This window comes from Streptomyces sp. BK79 (assembly GCF_044142145.1).
In the GTDB taxonomy this organism is placed as follows: domain Bacteria; phylum Actinomycetota; class Actinomycetes; order Streptomycetales; family Streptomycetaceae; genus Streptomyces.
In genome coordinates this window covers 177,736-200,075 of sequence record NZ_JBHVOC010000008.1, presented here as the reverse complement: position 1 = coordinate 200,075, position 22,340 = coordinate 177,736, and the positions used below count along the sequence as shown (strand labels likewise).

Sequence of the window (22,340 nt, the reverse complement as noted above, 5' to 3'; positions counted from 1 at the left end):
CCGCGTCTGATCTCGGGCAGGGGCCTTTTCGTGTGGGACGGGAGGCCCCTGCCCGGTTTCGCCCCTGCCCGGTTTTTTCTCCCGGGCCCGCCGCCTCAGCCCGCCAGCACGTCCAGCAGCCGGTCCACGTCCGCCGCCGTGTTGTACACGTGGAAGGCGGCCCGCAGGTTTCCCGCCCGGTCGGAGACCTGGATCCCCGCCCGGCCCAGCTCCTCCTGGCGGTGTCCGAGTCCGGGCACGGACACGATGGCGGAACCCGGCGCGGGCACCGGCTCGTGGCCCAGGGAGCCGAGCCCCGCCCGGAACCGGTCGGCGAGGGCGGTGTCATGGGCGTGCACCGCGTCCACGCCGAGTTTCTCGATCAGGGCCAGGGAGTGCCGGGCGCCGGTGTAGGAGAACAGCGCGGGGCTCTCGTCGAACCGCCGCGCGGAGTGCGCGAGTTCCTCGACGGGGCCGTAGCAGCTGTCCCAGGGGTGCTCCCCCGACGCCCACCCGGCGAACAGCGGCGTCAGCCCGGCCGCCTCCCCCAGGTCCTCCGGTACGACGAGGAAGGCGACGCCTCGCGGGCAGAGCACCCACTTGTAGGCGACGGCGGCCACGAAGTCGAAGTCGCCGGCGTCCAGCGGCAGCCACCCGTTCGACTGGGACGCGTCGATCAGTGTCCGCGCGCCGTGCGCCCGGGCGGCGTCCCGCAGCGCCGCGAGGTCGGCGATCCGGCCGTCGGCGGACTGGACGGCGCTGACCGCGACGAGCGCGGTGTCCGGTCCCACCGACTCGGCGATCCGCTCCAGCGGCACGGCGCGCACCTTCAGGTCGCCCCGCATGTGGAGCGGGTTCACCAGGGAGCTGAAGTCGGCCTCGGCGGTGAGCACTTCGGCGCCCGGAGGCAGCGAGGCGGCGACGAGCCCGCTGTACGTGGCCACCGACGCGCCGGCCGCGACCCGGGTGGCGGGCACTCCCGCGATCCGGGCGAAGGCGGACCGGGACGCCTCGACGTCGGCGAACATGTCGGACGGCTGCCCGGCCGCCGCGGACGCCGCCGCGTCGCGCATGGCGACGAGGGTCCGGGCGGGCAGCAGACCGGTGCTGGCGGTGTTGAGGTACGTGGTCTTCGGGGCGAACTCGGTACGGACGACGTTCTCGAAGCTCTCCATGGAACCACTGTGCGGCTCCGGGATCTGCCCGTCCATCGCGTATTCCTGCGCGGTACCTCCAAGGAACGCTTATGCGAGCGCCCCGGCCCGCCGCCTCAGCGGCCGGGCACCGCGCACCCGTCCGGGCCGCACGCCTCGGCGCCCCCGTCGTCGATCAGCTTCAGCGGCGCGCGCTCGCCCCACGCCTGCGTCAGCGCCCGGGCGAAGACCTCGGCGGGCTGGGCGCCGGACACGCCGTACTTCCGGTCGAGCACGAAGAACGGCACGCCCGTGGCCCCGAACCGCGCGGCCTCGCGCTCGTCGGCGCGCACCTCGTCGGCGTAGGCGGTGGGGTCGGCGAGCACCGCGCGGGCGGCGTCCGCGTCAAGGCCGGCGGCGACGGCCAGTTCCACGAGCCGCTGGTCGTCGTTGAAGACGGACCGCTCCTCGGCGAAGTTGGCCCGGTAGAGCGCGTCGAGGAGCGCCTCCTGCCGTCCCCGCTCCCTGGCGAGGTGCAGCAGCCGGTGCATGTCGAAGGTGCTGCCGTGGTCCCGGTCCCGGGTGCGGTACTCCAGCCCCTCGGCGGCGGCCTGCGCGCCCAGATTGTCCTCGCCGGCCCGTGCCTGCGCCTCGCTCATGCCGTACTTGGCAGTGAGCATCGTCAGCACGGGCTGGACGTCGTCCTTGGCCCGCCCCGGGTCCAGCTCGAAGGACCGGTGGACCACCTCGACGCCGTCCCGGTGCTCGAAGGCGGCGAGCGCCTTCTCGAAGCGGGCCTTGCCCACGTAGCACCAGGGGCAGGCGATGTCGCTCCAGATCTCGACGCGCATGTCTCGGCTCTTCTCCAGGTCGTACCGGACGGAGGACCTCTCCGCCCGGTACGTGAACATTCAACCAGCCGGTCCCATTCCCCGGTGGCGTCAGCTGCCGTCGCGCAGGTCGGCCGGCCAGCAGGGCCGGAACTCCAGGCGGTCGTACGTCACGACGCAGCCCTCCCCCGTGGGCGCCTGGGCGAGGAAGCCGACCAGGGCCGCTCCGGTCTCCTCCTCATCGCCCAGGGTGAACAGCCGGACGAAGGTCCAGCGCTCGCCGTCGAGGGAGGCGTGGAAGGCGAAGGCCCGTCCGGCGCGGCTGACCCGCAGCCACACCGCGTCACCGTCCACGGTGAAGGAGTTGCAGTCGTCGGAGTGCCCCCGGGTGACCACCGTGCAGACGGTGGGCACGTCGGGGGAGTACTCCAGGCACAGCTTGGCCCAGGCCCGGTCGCCGACGTGGACGTAGAGGACCCCGGCGTCGAAGGCGCCGTTGAACCCGACCGTCACGCGGGCGATCAGCTGGAAGTCCCCCTCGGGCGCCCCCAGCAGCCGGGGCGCGTCGGAGGCGGGCTCCAGCACGTCCCCGGTGGGCGGCACGAAGCGGTCCTGCCGGGGCCCGGCCGTCCCGGTGAGCACGCCGTCGGCGTAGGACCAGTTCCCGTCGGGCCCGTAGGGGCGCAGGGGGAAGGGCAGTTCGGGAAGTTCGAGCAGCATGAAGTGATCCTCTCAGCCCGGCGGACGCGCCCGTACCCCTCCGGCGCACCCGCTCGGCGTCAGCGCTCCAGCACCCCGTTGAACCGCCGCGGCAGCCCCAGCGGGTTGTCGTCCCGCAGCTCGGGCGGCAGCAGCGCCTCGGGCACCCCCTGGTAGGCGACCGGCCGCAGCCACCGCTCGATCGCCGTGCCGCCCACCGAGGTGGACGTCGACGTCGTGGCCGGGTACGGCCCCCCGTGGTGCTGGGCCGCCGCGACGGCGACACCCGTCGGCCAGCCGTTGACCAGCACGCGCCCCGCGAGCGGCGTCACCTCGGCGAGCAGCTCGGCCCCGGCCCCCTCCCCGGCGGCCTCCTCGGCGGAGAGCTGCACGGTCGCCGTGAGGTTCCCCGGCAGCCGGGACAGCACCCCGCGCACCTCGGCCTCGTCCTCGTAGCGGGCCACCACGGTGACCGGCCCGAAGCACTCCTCCAGGAGCAGGTCGTGCTCGCCCCGCGCCGCCAGCCGTCCGGCCGGCACGGTCAGGAACCCGGGGCTCACGGTGTGCTCGCCGCCCGAGCCCGGTGTCACCGGGGAATCCACGTCGGGCAGCGCCGCCCGCTCGGCGACCCCGGCGACGAAGTTGTCCCGCATGCGGTGGTCGAGCAGCACCCCGGCGTCGGTGTCGCTGACGGCGTCCGTGAGCGACTTGACCAGGCCGTCACCGGCGGCGCCGGCCGGCACCAGGACCAGGCCGGGCTTCACGCAGAACTGGCCTACGCCCAGCGTCATCGAACCGGCGAGACCCGCGCCGATGTCCGCCGCCCGCTCGGCCGCCGCCGCCTCGGTGACGACGACCGGGTTCAGCGAGCCCAGCTCGCCGTGGAAGGGGATCGGGACCGGGCGGGCCGCCGCCGCGTCGAACAGCGCGCGGCCGCCGCGGACGGAGCCGGTGAAGCCCGCCGCGGCCACCAGCGGGTGCTTGATCAGCTCGATGCCGGCCTCGAAGCCGTGCACCAGGCCGAGGACGCCGTCGGGCAGGCCGTGCCGGGCGGCGGCCCCGCGCAGCACCTTGGCGACCAGCTCGGACAGGCCCGGGTGGTCGGGGTGGGACTTGACGACGACCGGGCAGCCGGCGGCGAGGGCGCTCGCGGTGTCGCCGCCGGGGACGGAGAAGGCGAAGGGGAAGTTGGAGGCCGAGTAGACGGCGACGACGCCGAGCGGCACCTTGTAGCGGCGCAGGTCCGGGATCGGCGGGGTCGCGGTGTCGTCGGGGTGGTTGACGACGACCCCGAGGAACTCGCCCTCGTCGACGATGTCGGCGAAGGCCCGCAGCTGGTAGCAGGTGCGGGCGAGTTCGCCGGTGAGCCGGACCGGGCCGAGCGCGGTCTCCGCGTCGGCCACCTCGACGAGGGTGCTCTCGGCGGCCTTCAGCTCGTCGGCGGCCGTGCGCAGGAAGGCCGCGCGGACGGCGCGGTCGGCGAGGGCGTCCCGGGCGGCGTGCGCGGCGCGGACGGCGGCGTCCACCTCCTGGGCCGTGGCCTCCACCGCGACCTGCTCACGCTGCTTCCCGGTACGGGGGTCGACACTCCAGACTGGTGCTGCTGCCACCGCGGGTCCCTTCACGTGCTGTACCTGCAACTCGTTCGATATACTGAACGCTGTCTCTACTGATGAATATGCTGTCGGAGACTATTTCCCGTCGAACGAAGGGGTCAAGGGCGATGTCGGCTGTCGAGACGGGGGGCGGAGCGCAGGTCAAGTCCGCGGTGCGGACGGTTGAACTGCTCGAGTACTTCGCCGGACGCCCCGGTATGCACTCCCTCGCGTCGGTCCAGGAGGCCGTCGGCTACCCCAAGTCCAGCCTCTACATGCTGCTGCGCACGCTGGTGGAGCTGGGCTGGGTGGAGACCGACGCGACCGGCACGCGGTACGGCATCGGCGTACGGGCGCTGCTGGTCGGCACGTCGTACATCGACGGCGACGAGGTGGTCGCGGCGGCGCGGCCGACGCTGGACCGGCTCTCCGACGACACCACGGAGACCATCCACCTCGCGCGGCTGGACGGCACGAACGTGGTCTACCTGGCCACCCGCCAGTCGCAGCACTACCTGCGGCCCTTCACCCGGGTCGGCCGCCGGCTGCCCGCGCACTCGACGTCGCTGGGCAAGGCGCTGCTGAGCACGTACACCGACGAGCAGGTCCGCAAGATGCTGCCCGAGACGCTGCCCGCGCTGACCGAGCACACCATCACCGACCGGGAGAAGCTCATCGAGGAGCTGCACCAGGTGCGGGAGCAGGGCTTCGCCGTGGACCGCGAGGAGAACACGCTGGGCCTGCGCTGCTTCGGCGTGGCGGTGCCCTACCGCACCCCCGCGCGGGACGCGATCAGCTGCTCGGTGCCGGTGGCGCGGCTGACGCCCGCGCACGAGCAGATGGTGAAGGACGCGCTGTTCGACGCGCGGGACCGGCTGACGCTGGCCACGCGTAGGCTCTGAGCCATGCACATCGCACTGCGCGAGGTCCACGACAGCGATCTGCCCGTCTTCTTCCGGCAGATGAACGACCCGGAGGCCCTGCGCATGGCGGCCTTCACCCCGCCCGATCCCGCCGACTGGGACGCGTTCGCGACGCACTGGCACAAGATCCGCGGGTCGCGCGACGTCGTGCGGACCATCCTCGGCGACGGTGACGTGGTCGGCAGCGCGGCGGTCTACGGGGACCCGGGCGAGCGTGAGGTGACCTACTGGGTCGACCGGGCGTACTGGGGCAAGGGCGTGGCCACGGCGGCGCTGCGGTGCCTGCTGGCCGAGGTGACGGACCGCCCGCTGTACGCGCGGGCGGCGGCGGACAACACGGGTTCGGTACGCGTGCTGGAGAAGTGCGGCTTCGTCAGGAGCGCGCACGCCCGGGGGTTCGCCCCGGCCCGCGGCGAGGTGATCGACGAGGTCGTCCTGCACCTCGCGGACTGACCCGGGGTCCCGGGCCCGGGAGCCCGGCCACATGAACGGACGATGAGAAAACGGGGCGGACGGAACGATTCGCCTCCGCCCGTTCGTCCCTCCAGCGGGATGAACAAGACGATCAGGCGCGCCTCGGTCTTCACGCTGCTCCTGGTGTTCGCTCTGCTGGTCAGGGCGACCTGGGTGCAGTTCTACGAGGGCCGGGCGCTCGCGGACGACAAGGCCAACCGGCGCAACGCGATCGAGACGTACGCGGAGCCGCTCGGGAACATCATCGTGGCCGGCCGGTCGATCACCGGCTCGGCACCGACCGGAGGTGACCTCGCCCACAAACGCACGTACGAGAACGGAGAGCTGTACTCGGCGGTGACGGGCTACGCCTCACAGGCGTACGCGCCGACGCAGCTGGAGGGCATCTACCAGGACGTCCTCAACGGCACCGACCCACGGCTCAAGACGGTGATGGACACGATCACCGGCACCCGGGCCGAGCCCGGCAACGTGGTCACGACCATCGACCCGGACGTACAGAAGGCCGGGTTCGAGGCACTGGGCGACACGAAGGGCGCCGCGGTCGCGATCGACCCGAGGACGGGCAGGATCCTGTCGGTCGTGTCGACCCCGTCGTACGACCCGACGTCCCTGACCGACGCGAACACCGCCGGTGAGGCGTGGGAGAGGCTCACGAAGGACCCGGACAAGCCGCTGACCAACCGCGCGCTGCGCCAGCCGCTGCCCCCGGGCTCCACGTTCAAGCTGGTCGTGGCGGCCGCCGCGCTGGAGAACGGGCTGTACGGGTCGGTGGACGAGAAGACCGACAGCCCGGACCCGTACCGGCTGCCGGGCACCACGACCGACCTGTCCAACGAGAACCCGAACGCGCCCTGCGAGAACGCCACGATCCGCACCGCGCTCCAGTACTCGTGCAACAACGTGTTCGCGAAGATGGCCGTCGACCTCGGCCAGGACGAGCTGCGCGCCATGGCGGAGAGGTTCGGCTTCAACGACGAGTCGCAGGACGTGCCGGTCCGGGCGTACACCAGCGTGTACCCGAAGGACATGAACAGCTCCTCGACGGCCCTGACGGGCATCGGCCAGTTCGACGTGACGGCGACCCCGCTGCAGATGGCGATGGTCTCGGCGGCGATCGCCAACGGCGGCGAACTGGTCTCCCCGCACATGGTGTCGCAGGTCACCGACAGCGGCGGCGACGTGCTGGAGGACCACACCGATCCGGACACGAAGCGGATCGTCTCCTCCGGGACGGCCGCGCAGCTGCAGTCGGCGATGCGGACCGTCGTCGAGGAGGGCACGGGGTCGAACGCGCAGATCCCCGGCGCGACCGTGGGCGGCAAGACGGGCACGGCCCAGCACGGCGAGAACAACAGCAAGACGCCGTACGCCTGGTTCACCTCGTACGCCAAGTCCGACTCGTCGGACGAGGAGGTCGCCGTGGCGGTCATCATCGAGCAGTCCGACGCGGCCCGTTCCGAGGTCAGCGGCAACGGCCTGGCGGCCCCGGTGGCCAAGGCGATCATGGAGGCGGCGCTCAAGGGCTGACCCTCCACGGCCGGTTCGGTCTGCCACACGGCGTTCGACGCACCGCACGAGCGGTGCGTCGGACGCTGCTACAGTTCCGGACTCCGGCCCGGCGCACGGCTGTTCGACGCCGGGGAAGCCGCTGCGAGGAGAGTCCGCCCGTGGGGACAGTCGTCGACGACGCCGCCTCCGTGGAGTTCCACGCCTTCTTCGAGCGCCATTACGCCGAACTCGCCCGGCTCGCCCACCTGCTGACCGGCGAACCGGACGCCGCCGACGACCTCGCGGCGGACGCCCTGCTGGCCCTGTGGCACCGCTGGGACCGGGTCCGCGCCGCCGACCACCCGGCCGCGTACGCGCGCGGTGTCGTCGCCAACCTCGCCCGCACCCGCGTCCGCAGCGCCGTACGCGAGCGCAGACGGGTCGCCCTGTTCTGGTCGCAGCGCGAGGAGAGGACGGAGAACCCGGACGTCGCGGGGGTGGTGGACGTGCGGGAGGCGCTGCGCCGGCTGCCGTTCCGCAAGCGGGCGTGCGTGGTGCTGCGGCACGCGTTCGACCTCTCCGAGAAGGACACGGCGCTCGCCCTGGGCGTCTCGGTGGGTACGGTGAAGAGCCAGACGTCGAAGGGAATGGCCGAACTGCAGCGGTTGCTCGGCACAGGGGCGGCGGCGACGCGGGTGCACGCGGCGATCGCGCGCAGCGGCGAGGCCGCGGGAAGGAACCGATGACCGGGCAGCGGGACCGGGACGAGGAGCTGCGCGCCCGGCTGCACGAGGCGGCGGGGGCGCACGAACCCGACCGGGCGCGCATCCTGGCCCGGGTCGAGCGCGGGATGGCGGGCCAGGAGCGGGGCGGCCCCGGGCATCACCGGGCGACGCGTCCGCCGCTGCTGGGCTGGGCGCGGGTGGCCGGGGCGACGGCCGCGGTGGCCGGTGTCCTCGCGGTCGGTGGCTACGCGGTCGCGTCCGCGGTCAAGGACGACGCTCCCCCGCAGCGTTCGGTAGCCACCTCGCCGACCCCCACGCCGTCCCCGGAGTCCTCTCGTTCCCCGCGGTCCCCGCGGCCCTCGGACGCCGCCACCGCCCCGCCCCCGGCCGGCCCGACGCCGAGCGACCCGCCCGCGACGCGGTCCCCGGACTCCTCCGCGTCCTCCCGGCCGCCGGCCGCGTCCTCGACCGGGGCCGCGTCCGAACGGCCGCCCGCCTCGGCCGTGGCGGACGGCCCGCTGTGGTCGGACGGCTCGGTCGACCCGCACAGCAACGACTTCTGGGCGCAGAGCAACGTCACCCTGAGGACCCGGGAGCCCCTCACCGCGCTCACCGTGGAGCTGCGGGTGGCGCAGACCGGCGGCGTCACCTCGACCGGCGCGTGGCGGTCCCTGCCGGAGGGCGACTTCACCTCGACGGTGCGGGAGCGGGACGGCTTCCTGGTGTACCGGTGGACGCTGAAGGAGGGCCGTACGGTCCCGGCGGGCGAGTGGATGTTCGCCGGCCAGTACGATCACGACCGCGGAGGCCGGGACGCGCAGGGCGACCGCTACGCGGCGACGGCCTCGGCCGCGTCCGGACAGGCGGCCGTGCGGGGCGACTTCGCACCCCGTGACGGTGGTTCCTGAGAAAACCGCGAAGACGCGGCAACCCTTCTCCCGCCGGTGGCGACCAGGAAGCGCAACGTCTCCTCCCCACGCAAGGAACATGGGCATGACTGCACGAGCTGAACAGCGCGTCCGCCACCGCCGCCGGGTCACCAGGCGCCGGGCGGTGATCGCCGGTACCGCTGCCTTCGGCCTCACCGGGGCTGCCGTCGTCACCACCACGATGCTGTCCACCGCGGGTGCCGCCTCGTCCTGGCCCGAGGACACCGGCGGCAAGCCCGTCTCGTCGACGATCCCGGTCAAGGGGACCTACGACGGCGGGATGAAGAAGTTCTACGGCACCGGCGCCCTGGGCGGCGACAGCCAGGACGAGGGCCAGGACCCCGTCTTCGAACTGGCCGACGGCGCCACGCTGAAGAACGTGATCATCGGCACCCCGGCCGCCGACGGCGTCCACTGCAAGGGCTCCTGCACGCTGCGGAACGTGTGGTGGCTGGACGTCGGCGAGGACGCCGCCAGCTTCAAGGGCACCTCGCCCTCCGCCGTCTACACGGTGCACGGCGGCGGCGCGCGGAACGCCGACGACAAGGTGCTCCAGTTCAACGGCGCGGGCAAGCTCGTCGTCACCGAGTTCCAGGTCGAGAACTTCGGCAAGCTGGTGCGCTCCTGCGGCAACTGCGGCAAGCAGTACCAGCGCACGATCATCATCGACGACGTGGACCTCACCGCGCCCGGCAAGTCGATCGTCGGCGTCAACCAGAACTACGGCGACACCGCCGCCCTGCGCAGGATCCGCGTCCACGGCGACGGCAAGAAGAAGATCGAGACCTGCGCCCGCTACGAGGGCAACAGCAGCGGCAAGGAGCCGAAGAAGCTGTCACCGGTCGGCCCGTACGGCAAGACCTGCGACTTCAAGGCCTCGGACATCAGCTACCAGTAGCCGTCAGCAACCGGTAGCCGTCAGCCAGGTAGGCGTCCAGCCCCGCCAGGACCACCGGCCCGCCCCCCGGGCCGGTGCGCGCCGTCCGAGCCCCTACTCGGGCGGCCCTTCGGACGCCCCCGCCGGTGACGACCGGCGGGGGTGTTCCCCGCACGGCCCCGGAGCCGCTCAGGCCGGTGCGCCGATGACCGACTCCAGCCACGCGAAGGCCGCCTCCTGCATCCGGCGCGGGAACGCGTGCCCGACGCCCGGCCAGGTCTCGGTGCGCAGCCGGTCGCCGGCGCCCCGCGAGTCCCAGACGGCGCGCAGCCTCGCATGGGCGGTGCGCACACCCTCGGCGGTGAACAGCGGGTCCTCGGCACCGCCGAGGAACAGCATCGGCCGGGGCGCGGCGATGCTCGCCACGTCGGGCAGGTCGAGGTGGCGGGCGAGCCCGGGGTGCAGCATGTGGAACGCCGACTGTCCGCGCAGGCTGTTGTTGCCGGGCACCAGCATGTCCTTCAGGCCGGTCATCCAGCACACGCTCACCGCGGCGGCGACGTCGTCGCTGAGGGCGGCGGTCTGCCAGGCGCGGTAGCCGCCCATGGAGAAGCCGACGGCCGCGATCCGCCGGGCGTCCACGCGGTCGAGCCCGGCCAGGAAGCCGGCGGCGCGCTGGTCCTCGCGGGCGAGCAGGCCGGCGAGGGAGCTGCCGAGGTGGAAGAGGTTGCTCGCGAGGGCCTGCTGCCGCTCGTAGGTGAGGGGTTCGCGGTCTCCCCAGCCCAGGGCGTCCACGCAGAGGACCACGTACCCGAGCCGGGCCAGCTCGTCGCCCGGGAAGCGGCCGTCGAAGTGCCGGTCGGCCCAGTCGACGGCGGCGGCGAGCCGGGTCTCGTCGTACCAGGGCCGGACCGCCTTCTCCTTGCCGATGTCGAAGCGGGAGCCGTGGTCGTGCAGGAACAGGACGGCCGGGAAGGGCCCGGCGCCGTGCGGGGTAAGCAGGGCGCCGCGGACCCTTCCGTAGCGGGTGAGGGAGAGGGTGACCAGCTCCCGCGTGTACCCGTCGCCGTCGCTGCGGGCGGTGTACTCCGGGGCGTACGGGGTGTCGTCCTGCCGGTCGACGAGGAGGTGCTCCTCGACCTTGGCGCGGGCCGCCCGCCGCCACGCCCCGAAGTCGTCCACCGGTGCGGTGCCCCAGGCGAGCGGGAAGGTCAGCTCCTCCTTGAGCGCCGGGTGGAAGCCGGGCAGGGCGTCCGGCGGGGCGCCGGGCGGGCCGTCGCGCGGGTCAGCGCCGGCGGGCATACGGCCGCCAGTCGCCGAGGTACGCCTCCCGGGTGTGCGCGGCGGCCTCGGCGCGGGTCAGCTGCGGCCGGTTGGCCGGCACGGTGACCGCGGCTCCGGGGCCGGTGTTGCGGTACTCCCGGAACCGCTGCTCCTGCCAGGGGAAGGCGTCCCGCATGTTCGCGTACGGCGCCACCGCGTCGATGCCCGCGCCGAGGTGGGTCTCGCGCACGGTGAGCATCGGGCGGGCGGTGGTGTCGGAGCTGGGCACCCAGGGGCGGGCCAGCTTGTAGTAGCCGTCGGGAGCCTCGCTGCTGACCCTGCCGCGCGTCACCAGGTAGCCGCGCGGACTGGCGCCCGCGGTGGACGGCGCGAACACGAACCCGTGGGGGGCGCCGGCCAGGTCGGTGCGGAGCAGGGTACGGAAGTGGCAGTCCTCGTACACGGCCGTGGCCCGGCCGAAGACGAAGTCGACGTCGCCCTCGACGTGGCAGTGGGCGTAGTACTGGCGGGCGAAGTGGCCGAGGTCGCGGGTGTCGGCGTAGAGGGTGTCCTGGTGGCCGAGGAAGCGGCAGTGGTGGAACGCCGAGCGGTCGCCCTGGACCTTGATGGCGACGGCCTGGGTGCCGGTGACGCCGGGATGGTCGGCGCGCAGCCAGTCGTTGGCGAAGGTGATCCCGCGGGCGGTGAAGCCGTCGGCCCGCACGGTGGTGGTGGCGGAGCCGCTGGTGCCGTAGGTGCCGGAACCGTCGGGCCTGGGGGTGCCGGCCGCGTTGTCGTACACGATGACGACGTCGCGCGGGTCCCCGGAGGCGCCGATCCAGGTGGCGTCGGTGCGGTCGGCGTCCACGGAGACCGTCTCGCGGTAGGTGCCGGGAGCCAGGACCAGCGTCCAGCCGCTGCCCGGGGCGGCGGTCACGGCGGCCTGGACGGAGGTGAAGTCGCCGCGCCCGTGCGGGTCGACGTACAGGGTCGCCGGGGTGCGGCGGTCGGCCGGTGAGCCGTACCGGCCGAACGGACGCGGGTGCGGGTGCGGGTGCGGCCGGACGGTCGCGGCGGCCGGGCCGGCGGCGAGGCCGAGGGCGGCGCCCGCGCCCGCGGTCGTCAGGAGGAAGCCCCTGCGGGACAAGGCGGGTCGGTGCATGCGGATGCTCCTTCGGAGGGCGGGCGGGTGCGAGGCAGGAGGGCCGGGGCGGTGCGGGCGCCCCGGCCCTCGTTCGGGGGGGGCGGCGTCAGCGCAGGCGGCCGGCGCCCGCGCCGTGATCGACGACGAAGGGGACCGCCCAGGCCGGGAGGACCTTGCCGCGCAGGGTGGGCGTCCAGCCCGCGCCGGAGCGCAGGGGCGTGGCCGGGTTCGCCGCGTTGTGCGCGGCGATCAGGTCGGCGGGCCGGCCGTTGACGCGGTTGTGCGCGGCGGTGAGCGGCGCGTCGTTCCACCGCTTCAGCACCTTGGCGGGGCTGACGCCGGCCGGCAGCGTGAAGGCGTTGTGCTCGACGACCAGCTGGGACTCCTTGCCGACGCCGAAGCTGTAGGAGTAGTCCTCGCCGGCCACGAAGTGGTTGTTGTAGACGTCCACCTGTCCGAACCGCACCCGGGGCGCGCGCTCGACGAGGTTCTTGAACAGGTTGTGGTGGAAGGTCGTCCTCAGGTGCCCGCGATCGCCGGCGGCGGTGGACTCGCTGTCGCTGTTGCCGATCAGGATCGTCTTGTCGTGCTCGGTGAAGACGTTCCAGGAGGCGGTGACGTGGTCGGCGCCGCGCACGATGTCGAGCTGGCCGTCGTGCTGCTGGTAGAGCATGCCGAAGTACGTGGGTGCCGCGCTGTCGGGGTGCTCGCCGTCGGTGAAGGTGTTGTGGTCCAGCCACACGTGGGTGGAGCCGTACACGACGGCACTGTCGTACTCGGAGTTCCAGTTGCCCTGGGCGCCGTCCGTCGGGTCCCACTGCGGGAAGCAGTCGACGGGGCTCTCGAAGGTCAGGTTGCGGACGATGACGTTATCGACGCCCTTGATCTGGAGGCTGGCGCCCTTGAGGCCGGCGTTCCGGCCGACGCCGATGATGGTGGTGTTCGCCGGGACGTTCGCCTTGATGGCCTGGTCCTGCCGGGCGGCCGAGGCGCGGCGCAGTCCTTCGGGGCTGTCGTCGGGCTCGGCGCTCAGGTCGGTCTCGCGGCCCCACGTCTCGGGCGCGTACTTCTCCAGGTAGGCGTCGAAGTCGTAGCCGGGTTCGGCGAAGGCGTCGCAGCCCTGGGAGACGGCGTCGATCAGGCCCTTGACCTTGACGATGCGGGGCGCGGTGCCTTCCACCGCGAGGGCGGCCTTGAACTCGGCCCAGGTGGAGACGGTGTACACGCGCTCCGCGTCGGCGGCGGCCCCGCCGGTCGTACCGGTGCCGTGCGCGGCCCAGCCGTCGTCGGCCGGCAGCGTCTGCCGGGCGGTGTCGCGCGGGTGGTGGTCGGGGTGGCCGGCCTGCGCGGTGGTGCCGGTCAGGGTCAGCACGAGGGCGGTGCAGCCGGTCAGCACGGTGACTCTTCTCATGGCATGCCCATGCCATCTCAGTGGGTTCATGGTGCGGCTCTCCCTTTCTCGGAGGTCGGAGGGTTCTTACGCGGTGGCCGGCTCCGGCCAGTCGATCCAGGACCCGGGGATCTCCTCGTCCAGCCGGCGCACGTCCCGGTGGGCCAGCACCCGCGTGCGCAGCAGCTCCCGCGCGACGAGCCGGGCGACGGCGATCGCGCCGGGCGGGTTGAAGTGGGTGTTGTCCTGCTCGGTGGCGGTCCAGTTGAAGTACGCCTTGGTGCCCTCCGTGCCCAGCCGCTGCCACAGCGCGAGCGACAGCGCCTGTACGTCGAGCAGCGCCACGCCCTCCTCCCGCGCGAGCGCCCGCATCGCCGCCGGGTACTCCCCGTGGCTCGGCAGGGCGGTGCCGGCCGCGTCGCACCGGCGCCGCTCGACGGGCGTGGCCAGCACCGGCCGCGCCCCGCGGGCCCGGGCGCCGTCGACGTAGAGCCGCAGGTGCTCCTGGTACGTCGTCCAGGGCTCGGTGTAGCGGGCGGGGTCCTCCTTCTTCTCGTCGTTGTGCGCGAACTGGACGAGCAGGAAGTCGCCCGGCCGGATCGCGTCCAGTACGGCGTCCAGCCGCCCTTCGTCGACGAAGCTCTTGGAACTGCGCCCGTTCACGGCGTGGTTGGCGACGCCGAGTCCCTTGCGGAGGAAGAAGGGCAGCGCCATCCCCCACCCGGTCTCGGGCGCGGCGTCGGCGTACTTCGGCGCGGCGGTGGAGTCGCCGGCGATGTGGAGGGTGCGGGTCCGACTTCCGCCGGCTTGGGCGATGCCGGTGGTGGAGGCTACGAGAGGAATGGAGGCGAGGGCAGCCGAAGTGACCTGTCTTCGGGTCATGGACACGCTGGCGCACCTTTCAAGAGAGGTGAGTGGGTCAACCAGGGGCGCGGGGAACTGCGCGCCCAGCCGGGGACGGCCCGCGGCCTGCACACCACAGGCCGCCCCACGGCGATTCTCAGCTCCGGGCGGTCAGCCCTTCTGCTCGTTCCACTCGGCCTGCGCCTCGTTCAGCTGCTCGGCCACCGTGTCCAGGAACGACTTCGCGCTCATCTTCCCGAGCAGCACCTTCTGCAGGTTCGGCTCGTTGTCCGCCTTGGAGATCGTGTTCCAGTCCGGCAGGTAGTACGGCAGCTGGACGATGGTCGTGGAGCCGTCGTTCAGGGCCTCGGCCGCCAGCTTCGTCGGCTCGGCCTTCTGGATCCACGCGTCCTTGGCGGCCTCGGTGTTGGACGGCACCTGGCCCGCGGACTCGTTGAACTTCGAGTTCTGCTCGTGCGAGGTGGCGAACTCGACGAACTTCCAGGCGGCGTCCTTGTTCTTGGAGCTCTTGAAGATGCCGAGCCCGTCGACCGGGTTGGACACCTGGACCCGCTTGCCGGTGGCGCCGACCGGCTGCGGGATGCCGCGGAACTTCTCGAGCCCCAGCGCCTTCACGTGGTCCTGGTAGGAGCCCAGGTTGTGGTTGAGCATGCCGATCGTGCCGGAGTCCCACTGGGCGACCATCTTGGCGAAGTCGTTGTTGACGTCGGCGGCCGGCGTGGCCTTCTTGTAGAGGGCCGCGTACTTCTCCAGCGCCTCGACGTTCTTGGGGTCGTTGACGGTGGTCTTCTCCTTGCCGGCGTCCCAGAAGGAGGTGATGCCGGACTGCCCGTACATCGCGTCGAGCGCCTGGGCGATGGAGCCGGAGCCGCCGCGGATGGTGTAGCCGAACTCGTTCTTGCCCGTGTTCGTGAGCTTCTCGGCGGCCTTGTAGAAGGCGTCCCAGGTCGTGGGCGGCTCCAGGCCCGCCTTGTCGAACAGGTCGGTGCGGTAGTAGAGGACGCCGTTGTTGGCCGAGGTCGGCACCGAGTACAGCCGTCCGTCACCGCCGCCGGCCGCCCGCAGCGACTCGATCATGTCCTTGTTGACCCTGCCGTTCAGGGACGACCCGGTGAGCCGGTTGTCCAGCGGCTCCAGCGCGCCCTGGGCCGAGAAGCCCGCGAGCATCGCCGCGCCGACACCGCCGACGTCCGGCAGGCCGCCGCCCTGGATGGCGGTGTCGACCTTGGACTGGTACTCGGTGGCGGCGATCCCGACGTACTCCACGTCGATGTCCGGGTTCGCCTTCTCGAAGTCGGCGATGATCTCCTTCCAGACGGCCGTACGGATACCGCCGTTGTTGTCCCAGAAGACGATCTTCCCCTTGCCGCTGCCGTCGGCGCCCTTGTCGCCGCCCGCCCCGCTGCCGTCGTCACCGCAGGCGGTGGCGGTCAGCGCGAGCACCGCCCCGAGGGCGACGGCGGCGGAGGTCCGGCGCCTGCCTGTGCTTCTGCTGCTGCGCATGCTGATCTTCATTGGTCGGCTCTCTTCTTCTGGATCCAACTCAGGGTTGAACGGTGCGGTGAACGGGCTGAACACGTGGGGGGGTCAGGGGGTGCCGAGGTGCTTCTGCGGCCCGGAGAAGCGCTTGACCAGCGCCGGTACGGCGGCCGCGGGGTCCAGCCGGTAGTCGTAGAAGTCGCCCGGTTCGAAGGCGTCGCCCCACGCGTCGTGCCGGCCGGTCGTGTTCTTCAGGATCGATCCGCGCTGCACGAGTTCCGCGCCGGCGTCCGCCTGGTAGGGGTGCTGGACCCCGTCGTAGTAGCTGTTCTCGATGACCATCCGCGTCGCGCCCCGCGCCCAGTTCCCGTACGTCCACGTCGGGTCGCCGTCGGCCACCTGGGCGGAGACGTAGTTGTTGTACAGGTGCGCGTAGGCGCAGTTGTCGGCGGACGGGTTGCGCTGCTTGGTGCCGGTGAACCAGTTGTGGTCGATGGTGATCTGGGTGCGGACGTTGTCCGTCCAGCCGATGCCGAGCGCCTTGTTGTGGTTCTCGAACCGGTTGTAGGAGACGGTGATGTACTCGCTGTCCTTGCGGACGTCGAGCAGTCCGTCGCCCATGTGCGTGAGGCGGTTGTGGTCGATCCAGACGTGGTGGACGGAGTCCATCTGGATCGCGTCGAAGTCGCTGGTCTTGCCGTCCCAGTCGCCCTCGACGTAGCTGTCGCGGATCGTCAGGTTGCGGATGATCACGTTGTGCGTGCCGGGGTTCAGGTGCAGCTCGCCGTGGACGATCTCGCCGGTGCCGCCGACGCCGATGATCGTCTTGTCGGAGCCGACCACGATGTCCGAGCCGAAGGGCGTGACGGCGATGGAGCCCGCCACCCGGATGACGTACGGCTCCTTCGCCGCCGCGTACTTCGCCAGCGCGGCCTGGTCGGAGACGGTGACGACCTCGCCGCCCGCGCCGCCGGTGGTGCCGCCGGCGAGGGAGGCGAAACCGTGCGGCCGGTCGACGGGGCGGGCCGCCCCCGCCTCGTGGGCCGGGGCGGCGGCCTGTGCCTCTCCGGCCGTCCCGAGGACCAGGGCGGCGACCAGGCCGAGGGCGGCGGCCGCCGCTCTGCCGGCTCCCGGCACTCGCTTGCTACGGAAGTGCGTCATTGCGGCTCCCAACAGGCGTACGGGTGAGATGGGTTACCGGGGTCCGATCCGGAACCGGGTGAAGGTGGCGGTGCCGGCGTCTCCCTGGCCGGCGGGGGCGAGCGCGAACAGACCGAGCAGGGCGCCGACCCAGCGCCAGGGGGTGGCGGCGAACTCCCGGCCGGTGGGGCGGGGGCCGTCGCCGAGGTCGTAGGAGAAGCGGCAGCGCGCACCGGGGAGGGTCTCGATCCGCAGCCGTACCCGCCCCTCGGGCGCGGGCCGGGGACGGTCGGCGTCCCGTTCCCGTTCCGCGACCGTCTCGGCGAACCGGTGCACCAGGCGCACCGTCCCGTCCGCGTCCCGCTCAAGTCCGATCCAGCGGTAGGCGTCGCCGAGCACCGCCAGTCCGGCCCGCGCGCCCGGCTCCCCGGCGTCCAGGCGCAGGTCCACCTCGACGACCGAGGGCGTGCCGGGCAGCCGCTGGGTCAGCACGTTCGGCAGCCGGCGCAGGTCGTGCGCGTCGGCCGAGCGGACGCAGGCCGCCCGCAGTCCGTCCCCGGTGTGCCCGAGCGCCCAGCCGTCGCGGGGGTTGGCCGTCCACGACCACTGGCGGCCGAACCGTCCGCCGGGGAAGTCGTCGTCGGTCGCGGGCGCGGCGGGCGGCTGCGGGGGCAGCGCCGGACGCCGGTGCTCGGCGACCGGGGCGCCGTCGTCGCCGAGGACCGGCCAGCCGTCCGCGCCGTCCCACCGCATCGGCTGGAGGTGGACCACCCTCCCGTACGCGCCGCGCTGCTGGAAGTGCAGGAACCAGTCCTCGCCGGCCGCGGTGCGCACCCAGCCGCCCTGGTGGGGGCCGTTGACGTCGGTGTCCTTCTGTTCGAGGACGACCCTCTCCTCGTACGGTCCGAAGAAGTCCCGGGAGCGGAACGCGCCCTGCCAGCCGGTCTCCACTCCCCCGGCGGGTGCCAGGATCCAGAACCAGCCGTCGTGCCGGTAGAGCTTGGGGCCCTCCAGGGTGAACCAGCCGGGGATGCGGTCGGCGTCGACGATCACCTTGCCCTCGTCGAGGAGCCCGGTGCCGTCGGGGCGCATGCGGTGGCCGGTGAGACGGTTCTTGATGCCGGAACGGGACCGGGCCCAGGCGTGCACGAGGTAGGCCTCGCCGGTCTCCTCGTCCCACAGGGGGCAGGCGTCGATCAGGCCCTTGCCCGCCTTCACCAGGTGGGGGCCGGTCCACGGGCCGCGGATCTCGGGGGCGTTGACCTGGAAGATCCCGTGGTCGGGATCGCCCCAGAAGATCCAGAAGCGGCCCGCGTGATGGCGCAGGGACGGGGCCCAGACGCCGCAGTCGTGGCGGGGCGTCGTGAACTCCCGCGCCGGTTCCAGGCGGGTCAGGGCGTGTCCGACCAGGGTCCAGTTCACCAGGTCCCGGGAGTGCAGGAGCGGCAGCCCGGGGACGCGGCCGAAGCTGGAGGCGGTGAGGTAGAAGTCGTCGCCGACGCGGACGACGTCGGGGTCGGACCAGTCGGCGTTCAGGACGGGGTTGGTGTACGTCGTGGCGCTCTCGGGGATCACGGGCCGACCGCCTTCCGTACGAGGCCGGCGGCGCCGTCCGGGTCGAGGCGTCCGTCGGCGACGACGGTGACGATCCGGCGCACGAGGGTGTCGCCGGGGGCGATCGTCCGCCGTTCGTCGGACGCGAGGGAGGAGCCGACGCCCGGGTACTCCCCGGTGCGCACGAACCACGGGTCGCGCCGGGTCCGGTCGGTGGCCCCGGCGAACACCAGCGACCAGGTGTCGCCGGTCAGCGCGAGCCAGTCGGCGCGGCTGCCGTGCACGTCCGGCTCGCCCTCCCGGTCGGCGGTGAAGACCGCCGGCGCGGTGCTCTCCTTGCGGGCGCGCCAGAAGAAGCCGCCGTAGGCCGCGCCGGGGCGTCCGTTGGTGGCGGGGCTGCCGAGGGTCAGCGGGGCCGGGGTGACGTTGGTCAGGGAGAAGGTGAAGTCCAGCGCCCAGGCCGTGTCGGTGAGTTCCGTGGCGGCGACGGTGCGGCGCTCGCGCAGCAGGTCGGTGCCGGCGGCGGCCCAGCGCAGCTCCTCGACGAAGCCGTCGGGGTCGCGGAGCTGGAAGGCGGTGTGCCGCTGGACGCCGTGGTTGTCCAGCTCGGTCGGCCCCTGGTCGCGGACGTAGGTGCGTCCGCCCCAGAAGTTGTGCCCCTCGACGTCGGGAACGGCGACACCGACGCCGAGGTGATGGAGGTGGTCGGCGGGACCGGACTCGGTCACGACGGTGCCGGCCAGGGTGGTGACGGGGTGCAGGTGGGGGCGCGGCGAGAGCCGGGCGGGCAGCCCGGGCCGGACCACGTACCGGCCGACGGGGCGGCCGGCCACGCGCAGCACCGGGGAGTCGTTGCCGGTCATCGGGTGCTCACCTCGTATCGCGGGTGTTCGGTGCGCGGCGCCCAGGGCGCGCCCAGTTCGGAGTAGAGGCAGAGGGTGTCGGCGGCGGCGGCCACGAGGCCGTCGACGCCGGGGACCACGCGGCGGCCCTCGCCGGGGACGCGGTGCCACGCGGACGCGGGCAGCGGCTCGGGGTCGGGGGCCCGGCGGATCGCCTCGACGACCCGCATGAAGGCGCCGGTCTCGTCCGGGGGCACCAGCAGGTCCGCCCCGGTGGTGAGGTGGGCGACCAGGTTCTCCAGCAGGTCGGTGCGGCCGTGCTCGTACTCCTCGGGGCCGTGGCCGGCGCGCTGGAGCAGGACGCGGTCCTGCTTGTACCAGAAGGTGATGCGGCCGCTGCTGCCGTGCACCAGGACGTACGGCTCGTCGGGCCGCTCGGCGCACAGGGTCGCGGCGACGGTGACCCGGGGCCCGCGCGCGGTGCTGATCCGCACGCAGGAGGTGTCGTCGGCCTCGATGTCGTTGGCGTGGCTCAGCTCGGTCTCGATGCCGGTGACGTCCTCGGCGCGGGTGGTGCCGCCCAGCGCGAGGGCGGTGGCGACGGCGTGGGCGAGCGGGTTGGTCAGCGCCCCGTCGATCACGTCGGCGCCATCCAGCCGCCGCCGGCCGGCCCAGGGCGACCGGCGGAAGTAGGCCTCGTCGCGCGCCCAGGCCCCGGCACCGCCGACGCCCACCACGTCGCCGACGGCGCCCCGGGCGATCAGCTCGCGGACGGCCGGCACGGCGTGCGAGCCCAGCGACTGGAACCCGACCTGGCAGGCGACGCCGGCCTCGGCGACCCCGTCGGCCATGCGCCGGAACTCGGCGTACGACGGTGCCGGGGGCTTCTCCAGGAGCAGGTGCACGCCTTTGCGGGCGGCGGTCAGGGCGAGGTCGGTGTGGGTGGGGATCGGCGTGCAGATCACGGCGATCCGGGCGCCGGTGGAGTCGAGCAGGGCGCCGAAGTCGGCGGACTGCTCGGGCAGTTCCCCGCCGGCCTCCTCCTCAGTCAGCGGCGTCAGCTCGCAGATGCCGGCCAGCCGGACCAGACCCGCCCGCTCCAGGCGGCGGATGTTGGCGACGTGCCAGCGGCCGTGGCCGCGGGCGCCGGCGAGGACGACGGGAATCCGGCTCATCCCTTCACCGCCCCCGCGCTGAAGCCGGTGATCAGCCACTTCTGGATGAAGGCGAAGACGAGGACCACCGGCACGGCGGCGATGATGCCGCCGGCGGCGAGCGCGCCGAGGTCGACGCTGTCCGCGCTCATCAGGGTGTTGAGGCCGACCGGGATGGTCTGCTTCTCCTGGTTGTTGAGGAACATCAGGGCGAACAGGAAATGGTTCCAGGAGTGCACGAAGGCGAAGGAGCCGACGGCGATGAGACCCGGCCGCAGCAGCGGCAGGACGACCACCAGGAAGGCCCGGAACCGGCCGCAGCCGTCGACCCAGGCGGCCTCCTCCAGCGAATACGGCACGTTCTTGATGAAGTTGCTGATCAGGATCATCGACAGGGGCAGCTGGAAGACCGTCTCGGCGATGATGACGCTGCCCAGCGAGTTGATCATCTGCAGCTCGGCGAAGATCTCGAAGAGCGGGACCAGCAGCAGCGCGCCGGGCACGAACTGGGAGCAGAGCAGGGCGAGCATGAAGGCCCGCTTGATCTTGAAGTCGAACCGGGCGAGGGCGTAGCCGCCGGCCAGCGCGACGAGCGTGGTCATCACCAGGGTGGCGAGACCGACGTAGACGCTGTTCTCGAAGTAGGTGCCGAAGCTGCGGTCGGTCCACACCTTCTCGAAGTGCTCGAAGGTCATCGGCCAGGGCACGAGCGAGGTCGAGCCGGCCGGGCGGAGCGCGAAGAGCAGGATCCAGTAGAACGGGATCAGGGTGAAGACCAGGTAGACGCCGAGCGGCAGGTAGATCTGCCAGCGCGGGACCTCGTCCCAGGCGGGGCGGTGCTTCTTCGCGTGCCGCGGCGGTTCGTGGCCGGCCGGCGCGGGCGCGGGGGCGGGCGCGGGGGCCTCCTTGGTGATCACTTGTTCTCGCCTCCGAACTTGCTCAGCCGCAGATAGACGATCGAGCAGAAGAGCAGGATCACGAACGCGACCGTGGTGAGGGCCGACGCGTAGCCGAAGTCGTGCGCGTCGACGCTGGTGTTGGCGATGTACAGGGGCAACGTCGTGGTCTCGCCCGCGGGTCCGCCGCCGGTCAGGGTGTAGAGCAGGTCGACGTTGTTGAACTCCCACACCGCGCGCAGCAGCGTGGACAGGATGATGGCGTCCTTCAGGTGCGGCAGCGTGATGTGCCAGAACTGCTTGATCCGGCTCGCCCCGTCGACCTCGGCGGCCTCGTACAGGTCCTTCGAGACGGACTGGAGGTCGGCGAGGATGAGGATCGCGAAGAACGGGACGCCGCGCCACAGGTCGGCGACGACGGCCGCGGAGAACACGGTCGAGGTGTCCGACAGCCAGCTGGTGCCGTACTCGCCGATCCCCAGGTCGGCGAGGTAGCGGGAGATGCCGGTCTGGGAGTTGTAGAGCAGCACCCAGATCGCCGAGGTCAGCACGCCGGAGACGGCCCACGGGGAGAAGACCAGGGCGCGCCCGATGCCCCGGCCGACGAAGGTCTGGTTGACGATCAGCGCCAGTGCCAGACCGAAGAGCAGTTGCAGTCCGACCTCGACGAAGACCCACTTGGCGCTGAAGACGAGGGTGTCCCAGAAGACCGGGTCGTCGGTGAAGATCTTGACGAAGTTGTCGAAGCCCGCGTAGCCGTTGCGCCACGGTTTGGTGGGGTTGTACTCCTGGAGGCTGTAGTAGAAGACGCTGATGACCGGGTAGGCGATGAAGCCCAGCATCAGCAGGGCGGCCGGTGCGATCAGCAGGTACGGCAGCCTGCGCGGCGTGGCGGAGGCACGGCGCCGCCGGGGTGGCGCGGGCGGTTTCGCCACGGCTGCGGCTTGGGCCATGACAGT

General features: G+C 72.6%; 20 protein-coding genes and 1 pseudogene. 6 read left to right on the top strand and 15 right to left on the bottom strand.

What is annotated here, in order from left to right; genetic code table 11:
* Positions 1-95: 95 nt before the first annotated feature.
* The 4 genes from ACFIF2_RS12550 to ACFIF2_RS12535 form a co-directional block, all read right to left on the bottom strand.
* Positions 96-1,190 (bottom strand): aminotransferase class V-fold PLP-dependent enzyme, encoded by a 1,095-nt coding sequence (locus ACFIF2_RS12550; RefSeq protein WP_395572668.1) that lies wholly within the window; start codon positions 1,188-1,190, stop codon positions 96-98.
* 59 nt (positions 1,191-1,249) lie between these two features.
* On the bottom strand, positions 1,250-1,963 hold the full coding sequence (locus tag ACFIF2_RS12545; protein WP_395572667.1) for a DsbA family oxidoreductase: 714 nt from the start codon (positions 1,961-1,963) through the stop codon (positions 1,250-1,252).
* 90 nt (positions 1,964-2,053) lie between these two features.
* Positions 2,054-2,662: a DUF1349 domain-containing protein gene (locus ACFIF2_RS12540; RefSeq protein ID WP_395572666.1), complete on the bottom strand. Its 609-nt coding sequence runs from the start codon at positions 2,660-2,662 to the stop codon at positions 2,054-2,056.
* 59 nt (positions 2,663-2,721) lie between these two features.
* A complete protein-coding gene (locus tag ACFIF2_RS12535) occupies positions 2,722-4,251 on the bottom strand; it encodes an aldehyde dehydrogenase (NADP(+)) (protein ID WP_395572665.1) in 1,530 nt (509 codons plus the stop codon).
* A gap of 113 nt (positions 4,252-4,364) precedes the next feature.
* On the opposite strand from ACFIF2_RS12535, the gene ACFIF2_RS12530 reads away from it, so the two are divergent.
* From ACFIF2_RS12530 to ACFIF2_RS12505, 6 genes are all read left to right on the top strand, one after another.
* Positions 4,365-5,138, top strand: coding sequence for an IclR family transcriptional regulator (locus tag ACFIF2_RS12530; protein WP_217162798.1), 774 nt, complete (start codon positions 4,365-4,367; stop codon positions 5,136-5,138).
* Between the two features lie 3 nt (positions 5,139-5,141).
* Positions 5,142-5,612: a GNAT family N-acetyltransferase gene (locus ACFIF2_RS12525; RefSeq protein ID WP_395572664.1), complete on the top strand. Its 471-nt coding sequence runs from the start codon at positions 5,142-5,144 to the stop codon at positions 5,610-5,612.
* Positions 5,613-5,711: 99 nt separating this feature from the next.
* Positions 5,712-7,163 carry a peptidoglycan D,D-transpeptidase FtsI family protein gene (locus tag ACFIF2_RS12520; protein ID WP_395572663.1) on the top strand — a complete coding sequence of 484 codons (1,452 nt, stop codon included), beginning with the start codon at positions 5,712-5,714 and terminating at the stop codon, positions 7,161-7,163.
* Positions 7,164-7,303: 140 nt separating this feature from the next.
* Complete coding sequence (locus ACFIF2_RS12515; RefSeq protein WP_395572662.1) at positions 7,304-7,870, top strand: SigE family RNA polymerase sigma factor; 567 nt, start codon at positions 7,304-7,306, stop codon at positions 7,868-7,870.
* Entirely contained in the window at positions 7,867-8,757 is an 891-nt protein-coding gene (locus ACFIF2_RS12510; protein ID WP_395572661.1) for a hypothetical protein, read from the top strand. The genes ACFIF2_RS12515 and ACFIF2_RS12510 overlap by 4 nt, the downstream gene beginning before the upstream one ends.
* Positions 8,758-8,842: 85 nt before the next feature.
* Positions 8,843-9,676 (top strand): pectate lyase, encoded by an 834-nt coding sequence (locus ACFIF2_RS12505; protein ID WP_395572660.1) that lies wholly within the window; start codon positions 8,843-8,845, stop codon positions 9,674-9,676.
* Positions 9,677-9,844: 168 nt separating this feature from the next.
* On the opposite strand, the gene ACFIF2_RS12500 is transcribed toward ACFIF2_RS12505, so the two are convergent.
* The 11 genes and pseudogenes from ACFIF2_RS12500 to ACFIF2_RS12450 all read right to left on the bottom strand — a co-directional run bounded on the left by ACFIF2_RS12500 (position 9,845) and on the right by ACFIF2_RS12450 (position 22,334).
* A complete protein-coding gene (locus ACFIF2_RS12500; RefSeq protein WP_395572659.1) occupies positions 9,845-10,957 on the bottom strand; it encodes a dienelactone hydrolase family protein in 1,113 nt (370 codons plus the stop codon).
* Positions 10,941-12,080: a pectinesterase family protein gene (locus ACFIF2_RS12495; protein WP_395572658.1), complete on the bottom strand. Its 1,140-nt coding sequence runs from the start codon at positions 12,078-12,080 to the stop codon at positions 10,941-10,943. The genes ACFIF2_RS12500 and ACFIF2_RS12495 overlap by 17 nt, the downstream gene beginning before the upstream one ends.
* 88 nt (positions 12,081-12,168) lie before the next feature.
* Positions 12,169-13,503, bottom strand: a complete 1,335-nt coding sequence (locus tag ACFIF2_RS12490; RefSeq protein WP_395572657.1) for a polysaccharide lyase family 1 protein — start codon at positions 13,501-13,503, stop codon at positions 12,169-12,171.
* 36 nt (positions 13,504-13,539) lie between these two features.
* Complete coding sequence (locus ACFIF2_RS12485) at positions 13,540-14,340, bottom strand: rhamnogalacturonan acetylesterase (RefSeq protein ID WP_395572656.1); 801 nt, start codon at positions 14,338-14,340, stop codon at positions 13,540-13,542.
* 126 nt (positions 14,341-14,466) lie between these two features.
* A complete protein-coding gene (locus ACFIF2_RS12480) occupies positions 14,467-15,831 on the bottom strand; it encodes an ABC transporter substrate-binding protein (protein WP_395572655.1) in 1,365 nt (454 codons plus the stop codon).
* Positions 15,832-15,909: 78 nt separating this feature from the next.
* Positions 15,910-16,956 (bottom strand): annotated as a pseudogene (locus ACFIF2_RS12475) (polysaccharide lyase family 1 protein); the annotation flags it as partial.
* A gap of 33 nt (positions 16,957-16,989) precedes the next feature.
* Positions 16,990-18,510: a family 43 glycosylhydrolase gene (locus ACFIF2_RS12470; protein WP_395572654.1), complete on the bottom strand. Its 1,521-nt coding sequence runs from the start codon at positions 18,508-18,510 to the stop codon at positions 16,990-16,992.
* Positions 18,507-19,352, bottom strand: coding sequence for a PmoA family protein (locus tag ACFIF2_RS12465; protein WP_395572653.1), 846 nt, complete (start codon positions 19,350-19,352; stop codon positions 18,507-18,509). Before ACFIF2_RS12465 ends, ACFIF2_RS12470 begins: the two co-directional genes overlap by 4 nt.
* Positions 19,349-20,506, bottom strand: a complete 1,158-nt coding sequence (locus ACFIF2_RS12460; RefSeq protein ID WP_395572652.1) for a Gfo/Idh/MocA family protein — start codon at positions 20,504-20,506, stop codon at positions 19,349-19,351. The genes ACFIF2_RS12465 and ACFIF2_RS12460 overlap by 4 nt, the downstream gene beginning before the upstream one ends.
* Entirely contained in the window at positions 20,503-21,402 is a 900-nt protein-coding gene (locus tag ACFIF2_RS12455; protein ID WP_395572651.1) for a carbohydrate ABC transporter permease, read from the bottom strand. The genes ACFIF2_RS12460 and ACFIF2_RS12455 overlap by 4 nt, the downstream gene beginning before the upstream one ends.
* Entirely contained in the window at positions 21,399-22,334 is a 936-nt protein-coding gene (locus ACFIF2_RS12450) for a carbohydrate ABC transporter permease (RefSeq protein WP_395572650.1), read from the bottom strand. The genes ACFIF2_RS12455 and ACFIF2_RS12450 overlap by 4 nt, the downstream gene beginning before the upstream one ends.
* Positions 22,335-22,340 lie beyond the last annotated feature (6 nt).

Coding starts and splice junctions, on each gene's coding strand:
- ACFIF2_RS12550 (WP_395572668.1), bottom strand. CDS start 1,190: ATGGACGGGCAGATCCCGGAGCCGCACAGTGGTTCCATGGAGAGCTTC.
- ACFIF2_RS12540 (WP_395572666.1), bottom strand. CDS start 2,662: ATGCTGCTCGAACTTCCCGAACTGCCCTTCCCCCTGCGCCCCTACGGG.
- ACFIF2_RS12495 (WP_395572658.1), bottom strand. CDS start 12,080: ATGCACCGACCCGCCTTGTCCCGCAGGGGCTTCCTCCTGACGACCGCG.
- ACFIF2_RS12465 (WP_395572653.1), bottom strand. CDS start 19,352: ATGACCGGCAACGACTCCCCGGTGCTGCGCGTGGCCGGCCGCCCCGTC.
- ACFIF2_RS12525 (WP_395572664.1), top strand. CDS start 5,142: ATGCACATCGCACTGCGCGAGGTCCACGACAGCGATCTGCCCGTCTTC.
- ACFIF2_RS12530 (WP_217162798.1), top strand. CDS start 4,365: ATGTCGGCTGTCGAGACGGGGGGCGGAGCGCAGGTCAAGTCCGCGGTG.
- ACFIF2_RS12545 (WP_395572667.1), bottom strand. CDS start 1,963: ATGCGCGTCGAGATCTGGAGCGACATCGCCTGCCCCTGGTGCTACGTG.
- ACFIF2_RS12505 (WP_395572660.1), top strand. CDS start 8,843: ATGACTGCACGAGCTGAACAGCGCGTCCGCCACCGCCGCCGGGTCACC.
- ACFIF2_RS12500 (WP_395572659.1), bottom strand. CDS start 10,957: ATGCCCGCCGGCGCTGACCCGCGCGACGGCCCGCCCGGCGCCCCGCCG.
- ACFIF2_RS12450 (WP_395572650.1), bottom strand. CDS start 22,334: ATGGCCCAAGCCGCAGCCGTGGCGAAACCGCCCGCGCCACCCCGGCGG.
- ACFIF2_RS12490 (WP_395572657.1), bottom strand. CDS start 13,503: ATGAACCCACTGAGATGGCATGGGCATGCCATGAGAAGAGTCACCGTG.
- ACFIF2_RS12480 (WP_395572655.1), bottom strand. CDS start 15,831: ATGAAGATCAGCATGCGCAGCAGCAGAAGCACAGGCAGGCGCCGGACC.
- ACFIF2_RS12520 (WP_395572663.1), top strand. CDS start 5,712: ATGAACAAGACGATCAGGCGCGCCTCGGTCTTCACGCTGCTCCTGGTG.
- ACFIF2_RS12510 (WP_395572661.1), top strand. CDS start 7,867: ATGACCGGGCAGCGGGACCGGGACGAGGAGCTGCGCGCCCGGCTGCAC.
- ACFIF2_RS12460 (WP_395572652.1), bottom strand. CDS start 20,506: ATGAGCCGGATTCCCGTCGTCCTCGCCGGCGCCCGCGGCCACGGCCGC.